Annotated in this window: 8 protein-coding genes; 1 reads left to right on the top strand and 7 read right to left on the bottom strand. The window is 54.1% G+C overall.

What is annotated here, in order from left to right; genetic code table 11:
* The 5 genes from HNQ08_RS26755 to HNQ08_RS26775 form a co-directional block, all read right to left on the bottom strand.
* Positions 1-183, bottom strand: a 183-nt coding sequence (locus HNQ08_RS26755) for a hypothetical protein (protein ID WP_184138470.1), incomplete at its 3' end; no start/stop codon positions are given.
* A gap of 454 nt (positions 184-637) precedes the next feature.
* The gene (locus HNQ08_RS26760) at positions 638-1,087 is read right to left on the bottom strand and encodes a hypothetical protein (protein WP_184138472.1); all 450 of its coding nucleotides are present in this window, start codon (positions 1,085-1,087) and stop codon (positions 638-640) included.
* Positions 1,088-1,370: 283 nt separating this feature from the next.
* The gene (locus tag HNQ08_RS26765; protein ID WP_229790310.1) at positions 1,371-1,772 is read right to left on the bottom strand and encodes an MliC family protein; all 402 of its coding nucleotides are present in this window, start codon (positions 1,770-1,772) and stop codon (positions 1,371-1,373) included.
* Positions 1,773-2,046: 274 nt separating this feature from the next.
* The gene (locus HNQ08_RS26770; protein ID WP_184138474.1) at positions 2,047-2,727 is read right to left on the bottom strand and encodes a hypothetical protein; all 681 of its coding nucleotides are present in this window, start codon (positions 2,725-2,727) and stop codon (positions 2,047-2,049) included.
* An 11-nt stretch (positions 2,728-2,738) separates the two neighbouring features.
* Entirely contained in the window at positions 2,739-3,449 is a 711-nt protein-coding gene (locus HNQ08_RS26775) for a hypothetical protein (protein ID WP_184138476.1), read from the bottom strand.
* A 518-nt stretch (positions 3,450-3,967) separates the two neighbouring features.
* Here HNQ08_RS26775 and HNQ08_RS26780 point away from each other — a divergent pair.
* Positions 3,968-5,635, top strand: coding sequence for an AIPR family protein (locus HNQ08_RS26780; protein ID WP_184138478.1), 1,668 nt, complete (start codon positions 3,968-3,970; stop codon positions 5,633-5,635).
* Positions 5,636-5,783: 148 nt separating this feature from the next.
* Here the strand turns inward: HNQ08_RS26780 and HNQ08_RS26785 are convergent, their stop codons facing one another.
* Positions 5,784-5,975, bottom strand: coding sequence for a hypothetical protein (locus HNQ08_RS26785; RefSeq protein WP_184138480.1), 192 nt, complete (start codon positions 5,973-5,975; stop codon positions 5,784-5,786).
* 155 nt (positions 5,976-6,130) lie between these two features.
* Positions 6,131-7,380, bottom strand: a 1,250-nt coding sequence (locus tag HNQ08_RS26790) for a hypothetical protein (RefSeq protein ID WP_184138482.1), incomplete at its 5' end; no start/stop codon positions are given.

Genomic DNA, 7,380 nt, shown 5'->3' on the forward strand with positions numbered 1-7,380 from the left:
GGCCTTGCGCTCGACAGTCTGGGCCAGCGTGGCGGGCGCGTCCTGGTCCTCGACCTGATCTGGGATCAGCAGGGGGGGGGTGGCGACGGGGACCGGGCGGCGCGTCTGCTGGAAGTGCTTGCTGGGCTGCGGCTTGGGGCGGCCCACGTCCACCGGCTCGCCACGGAGAGCGGCACGACTCATGGCTAAAAAGTGGTCAGTGCTGGCTGCCGCTCTTTCAGGGGTGAAAGATGGGTCAATGGTAGTCAAAGCTAGAAATTTAGGGGCTTCCTGCCGTACCCTATGGGTAAGGCTTTCCCGTCGTTGGTTTGACATGTAGAGGTGTTCCTTCGAGGTGGGATAGCCGGATCAGAGCGCTGGACACGCTGTTGATCCACTTCGTGTTCGAGAGTAGCACCCCACCTCGTGTGGGGTGCTATTTGTTGGAGTTCTGTTGGCCTTTTATTGGGCTGCTGTAGGACGGTCTGGGACTCAGCAAACTTTTTTAGACTCGGTGCATAGATTTGACACCGGCTGAATACCGCCCTATATTGAAGGAATCAAGGCGGCCTTCGGGCCGCTTTTTCCGTTCCCCCTGACTGCCTCAGCGCGAGGGGCAAGTCCTGCACCCCCCCTCTTTGCTGATGGTCTTTTGGCTTCAGGTCAGCGCCTCAAGGTTGCCCGCCTGCGCCAGTTTGACCAGCGTGTCGCGGCGGATCACATCGCCCCCGCTGGTCTTCCACTTGTCCTTGCCGTCTTCGCGGATGAGCTGGATCACCTCGCCCTGGGCCAGCAGGGCCTCCATGCGTGGGTAATTGGCGGCAGGCCAGCGCAAGCGGTTGCGGGTGCGCTGGTCAATGCTGGCTGACAGCACCCGGAACGCGGTCACACCTTCCAGGCTCTGCGGCTCTGATGGCGTGTTGAGGATCGTGGGGTGGGTAGAGGCGGCCCGGTAGGCGGCGGCCAACAGTTCGCCCGGCGTGGTGATCTCCAGGGCCGCCCTGGCCTCCACTGCCGTCCAGACAGCGCGCGGCAGGGTCACGCGCACCGTGATGTTCTCTCCTGGCTTGCGCCCTGCCCCCACTCGCTTACCGCCTCTGTTGGTCATTCTTTGATTTTACGCAGAAAATCAATTTTTGAATTACTACGCAAAATCAAAAAATGGTTTGATTGTTTTATCGAATCAAAGAACGCGCTCCCAGAGAGGATCAATCAATGGCTTTGATTTCTGCAAAGAATCAAATGACGGCCCGTAGATCTCTTTTTGGTAAGGCCAATTACCGAAAGCACTCGGTAATGAAGAGAAGCGATCTCTAGGGCCGCACTGGGGCAAACCCTTTTACTTAAAATCAATGTAACGGGTCCGGCCTCAGTTACGCGACTCAATATGCTCAGTTCGTTTTACAGCCAGTGAGCAGCGCCTGTGTCTTACTTGTGTCGCCGTCCATGAACGTGCTGAGTGTCGCCTCGCCCTGATGTTCCCACCACTCTAAGCCGCCGCGCGCCTGAGCAGGACCATTCAGCCCCGCGTAACGCGCGCCGCTGGCGCTGATTGCCTCAGCTAGGCCGTAGTCCATGCCATTCCACTTCAAGACGGCGAACATGGGGCCATTTGTGCCGTAATCAACATACGTCACGCTGATTTTCTTGCCCAGATCGCAGATGTAGGAGAAGCTCCGCTTAATGGACAGAGGGGGTGCACCAGCTCCACCTGCGTTCGCTGTGCCCAGCGAGATTCCAGCGACGGTGGCGGTCAGGATGAGAAGAGAAGCAGGACGGCGATACATCTTCATCGCCTCAGTGTACACCGCCTCTCTGTTGACGTCTGAAACAGCTTAATTAGCAGAAGCCTCATTCTGGACGGTGAAAAGGAGCTGTACATATCGCGGCACGACGTGGGCGACGCTGCTCAGCAGTGCCCCGTGCTCTCACTATCAGCCTACTGTCAGTTTTGGGTATACCCCAACCTGATGTCAGGTTGAGGGCCAAAAAGCGTCAGAATAGGATCGTTTTTGGACTTACCTGACACTTACAAGCCGCGCTCTAGACCCTAATCTGACACTTGCTTCACCGCTCCCAACCCCGGTCATAGTGGCGCTCTCGTTCCTGTTCCCGCTCGCGCTGCCGCCGTACCCCACTGCCGTAGTCCTGCGGGTCCAGTTCCAGCGTGCGCCCGCCACTGCGCTCCGGCTGCTGGTCCTCGCCCTGGTGCTGGTGCCGGTCCTGGTGCTGGTGCCGGTCCTGGTGCTGCTCCTGGTACAGGCCCAGCTCGCGGCCCAGGTGCCGCTCCAGCTCGTACGCCTGGTGCTGGAAGTGGACCAGATCCCCCTCTATTCCCCGCCGTAGCGTCGTGTCCGTGCCGAAGCAGACATGGACATGAACATTCCCCCCGTCCTGTTGATGGACGGCCACCGCGTAAATCTCGGCGTCCACCCGGCGCTCCTGCACCGCTTGGGCGACGAGGAGCGCCGCGCGCTCCCGGTCAATCTCTGACTCACCGGCAAGTTGGGTGGTGAAGACCAAGTGCTGCTGGTACTTCGTGTTGGTGTCCTCGATGCGGGCGGCGGCCTCCACCCGCTCGGTTTCCCTCAGCAGGCCGTCTTCCAGGGTGTAGAGCTGGGTGCGCTCCTTCTCGTCCATGTACCGCGTGGCGCTGACGGCGCGCGCTTTGCCTCCGGCGCTGGTCTTGGTGTAGTTGTTGCCGCTGCGATCCGGGATCGAACGCACCACCCGCTGGGTGCTGCTCATTGAGCGGGCCATCAGCGGTTGAAAAAGCCCTTGGGCTTGTTCCTGAGTTCGTCCTCGGTGTTCTCCAGTCGGCGGGTGGCCATCGTCATGGCCTCCTGGGCGGCCTTGACCTGCTGGTTCAGGGTGCCGAGGTAGTTCACGAGCTGCTGCTGTTGCTGCTGGAGGGCCTGCACCTGGGCGGTCAGGGCCTGCACGTCCTTGAGGCCGGCCGTCATCTGCTCGGACGACTCGCGGACCTTCAGGAGCAATCCTGGATCGTCGTTCCCCATGCCGGCGGCCAGCTCGCTGAGTGCGGCGCGAATCTGTGGGGTGGGTTCCTTGAGCTGGTGGACGGCGAAGTTCCAGGCCCGCTCGATGTACTCCGGTCCCTTGTCCTTGCCGAAGGTGTCCTTGACCAGCAGCCCCACCATCTGCTTCGTCGATCCACTCTCCAGGCTGGTGCGGGCCAGCAACGAGCGGACCCGGTTCATCTGCTCGTTCAACGCCACCCGGATGTTCTGCTGCATCAGCTGGGTCTGCTGCTCGAAGGCCAGCTTGAGGATGTCTCCTGTCATCACCTGCCGGTCCTGCAAGCTGTAACGCTCCAGGACGTGGGCACAGAACGCCGAGAGCTTGACCCCCGCCTCGTCCGCCATCAATTGCAGCTCAGCGGCGTGGTGCGGTTCCAGGGTCACGGTGACTCTCTGGGGCTTTTGTTTCGGCCTTCCAGCGGTCTTCGTCATGCTCCAGCTTAGGCTAAAAACGGCGCACGAATTAGGAATCGTTAGCGCTCGGGTTTTTTCCCTCTAGAACGCAGTTCTAGAGGCAAGATGCACAGTAGTGCTAATCTTGCGTAACTGCACTACACAGGGGAGATCTCACCGGCTGACCTCCTTTTTTGCTAAGGCTTCAGTTCTCTGAAATCACTCAAGCCTTATTCCTCCGCCTAAGCCTTATCCAAAACATCCTCCACAATTTCGCCTTCGGCAAATTTGTAAAATATCCACCTATCTCGTCCTTTTGCGTTATCACCAACCCATCTGTCGTCAGCCTGTTCAAGGACCTCGGTAAAACTGATCTACTTTTCAACTGCCCACTCCCAGTCAGCCGATCATGGACTTCACCCTGCCATTACTCCACAATGGACAGGCGCCGCAGCACATCACTTAGTTTTGTTTTTTGATCATGAACACTTCCAATCTCTCTACGGTAAGATTGACTTCGCTGAAAATCTCCATCTAAAGATCGATAAGGAAACTAAATGAAACCAGATTTGTCCTATCCTAATTTGCTAAACTATTTACACCCCTATTTAGCTAAAGGCCGTACTGAAAGTGCAGCATTCTTAGGCTGGTATTTAGAACATTATTATAGACTTGATCGTGACGAAGCTATTGACTTAATTTGTGATCAGCGTGGAGATAAAGGAGTAGATGGAATTTTTGTCAACGATACGGAAGGAGTTATAGACATACTTCAGAGCAAGATATCTCAAAAACAAATCTCATCAATAGGCGATACCCAACTCAAGGGATTTTTGGGTACCATAAGTCAGTTTACATCAATTGATAATGTTGATAAATTAATAGCAAGCGCTGGTGCTGCTGACATTGTCAACCTAATCAAGAGACTAGATATAAGGAACAAAGTAGGGACTTATAAAATTAGAGGAGTATTCTTATCTAATATAGACTTAGATCAAAATGGCATAGACTTTCTTGATATTACTCCACAAATTACATTTGTTGGCAAACAGCAATTGACTGATAGTTATATTTCTACTAAACGGAAGGAAAATACGGATGAGCCATTCTTGTTTGACATTGATGGCATAGAAACAGCTCAATATATCGTAAATCAAGATGTTAAAACTATAATTGCTCCTCTAAGATCAAGAGAATTGGTGAAACTTGAAGGAATTATTGATCAGTCTTTATTTGCATTGAATGTACGCGGCTCCCTCGGAAAAACACAAGTTAATAAAGATATAGTTAAAAGCATTAAAGATTCATCTATTCATAAAATGTTTCCCCTATTTCATAACGGAATCACCATTATATGTGGACAATTTTCAATTGAAAACGAAAAACTAAAAATAAGTAATTATTATGTAGTAAATGGCTGTCAAAGTCTTAGCAGTCTCTTCAATAATGAAAAAGATATCACAGATGAATTAAGAATTCTAACAAAAATTATTCAAATTTCTCCCACATCAGAAGTCTCGGAAATGATAACTAGGAATTCTAATAATCAGAATGGGGTTAAGGCGAGAGATTTCAAGTCGAATAGTCCCGTACAAATAAGAATCCAAAATGAATTTAAGACAAATTACAAGGATGAATTTGCTTTTGAAATTAAAAGAGGTGAACACAATGACAATCTACCCACTATAAGTAATGAAGATAGTGGGCTTCAGATAATGGCTTTTGATTTAAAAGAGCCTTGGGGAACGCACAGAAAATATCAAGTATTCGATGATAAGTACAGTGAAATATTTGCTAAACCAGCTATAAACTCTGATAAGATTGTTTTCTTGCATATTATAATCGGAATTATTGAAAATAAACTTGCTCAAATAGATAACGAACTAATAAGAAAGTATACTATCACAAAATATGTAATGCTGTATATAGTTCGATTGGTTTTAGAATCGAGTGAAATAGGTAAAGATATGATTTCTAATCCTCAACAATATGTTAGAGATATTCAAGTCAGAAAAAAATTTCAAAAATGCATATCACAGATAGTAGATGATATTATGATTGACTTTAACGCAGATATAAATGATTTAGGATCTGACTTTGATTATAGAAATAATATGCGTGATGTAAAATGGGTCACAGAAACCTCGAAGAAAATATTCACTAGTTATATAAAACTTGTCAGCAGGGGAAGAATAGATTCTTTAGAACAGGAATGGAATGAATAGTTTTTGAGCAACATATATTTTAGTTTTAGTGAGAATTTCTATTAAGTTACTTCGTTTAGCAGGTTTGCTTGTAAACAGAATGCGCTCTCATCTAAACCGTTTTAGCGCAGAGAAAATACAGGGGTTCTAGCCGGGTAAAACCAGGCTATTAAAGCTCCCCTCGCTGCCACTCCTCCAACTGCTTCAGGCGCTCGGATCGCTGCGGCTCGGGCAACTGCTCGAACCGGGCGCGGGCCTGCTCCCACGTCTCGGCGCGGTGGCCGTCCGGGCGTCGGGGCTTCTCCAGTCCCTCCAAAACACTCAGGTCAACAAAAGAGGGCTTCGCGTTGTCATTTCCCATTTCTTCCCTCCCACACACAGAATACGTTACGTTATTCACGTAACAGAAAAATTGAGGGGTAGACGCTTACAGAATGACCGGCCTCGCGGCGGGTCATCTTCCTCTGGGTCTGGCTGAGGGTGGTGGGGCATCCGGCGCGCAGGTTGCGCCGGAGGTCACGCCGCCCGAAGTCGGGCCGCTAAGAGCGCCGCGGGGCGTCTGAGGCCCTTCCACTCGCGCCGGTCCACTTCCAGGTGCTGCAATTCCGCGCCCAGCGCCTGTAAACCGTCCCTTCCTTCCAGCTCGGCTTGCCAGGCCAGCCAGATGATTTTGCAGTAGTACGCCCGGCTGTGCTGGTCCTCCAGATCCCGTGCCAGGGCCGCCCCCATGATGCCGATCAGGGCCGCCCGCTTCGAGGCGTGAACGTCGAGCAGGGTGGACAGGGCGTGAACCACGTCCTGGACGCCGCCGAGACGCTTGGCGGCCTCGTCCGGATCGATTACTGCGGGGTCAGCTTTTAACGGGTTTTGGGTCGTGATGTTGCCGGGAATAACGGCCCATCGGCGCAGCTGTTCGAGCAGTTCTGCCTTGATCTGCCCTGAAGGGGTACATGACCCCGCAGTATTTTTTTCGCCGTCCTGGACGCCCTCTGAAATCTGAGCTTCCTCGGCCCGCTTCGCCGCGTTGGCAATCGCGTTGTAAGCGGTGCGGCCTGCCGCCCGGTCCGCATCCAGGTTGCGGTACGCGCGCTTGTAGTCCTGATATCTCAGGCGGGCCGTGTGGTCTGGGGCCAGCCGGATCGCGTAGAGCATTCCGTCCACCGCCGTGACCTGTTTCCCGTCCAGGGTGGTGGTGGTGTAGTGCGGGCAGGCGTACAGGTAGCCGGCCCGCTGGAGCTGGGTGGTCCAGTCGCGCAGGGTATTCTCGCTGACCCCCAACGCTTCGGCCAGCAGCTCGGCGCACAGGTGCAGCACGATCTGTTTTGGCGGCTGGCCGTCCTTGCCGTACAGGTAGAGCCGGGTGGCCAGCCCGATGCGCCCCAGCTCGTGCAGGCCAGCGGCCAGCGCGCCCGCGCCCGCAGTGCCGGCGCCCCGGCCTCGCTTGGGCCGGAAGGCCTCCAGCGCCAGCAGCTCCTCCAGGCGCGGCAGGGGCTGACGCTGCACCTGCTGGCGCACGAACACCCGGCTCAGCTCGGCCCGCTCCCTGGCCTCCTGCTGGTCCAGGAGACGCAGGGTGTCCAGCAGCCACGCCGGTTGCCCCTCCGGGCCGTCCTGGGCTGCTGGGGCGGGCGGGGTGGCCTTCAGGGGCTTGCGGTAGTGCGCCTTGCTCCTGGCCTTGCGCTCGACAGTCTGGGCCAGCGTGGCGGGCGCGTCCTGGTCCTCGACCTGATCTGGGATCAGCAGGGGGGGGGTGGCGACGGGGACCG

The sequence above is a fragment of the Deinococcus humi genome (assembly GCF_014201875.1).
GTDB lineage: Bacteria > Deinococcota > Deinococci > Deinococcales > Deinococcaceae > Deinococcus > Deinococcus humi.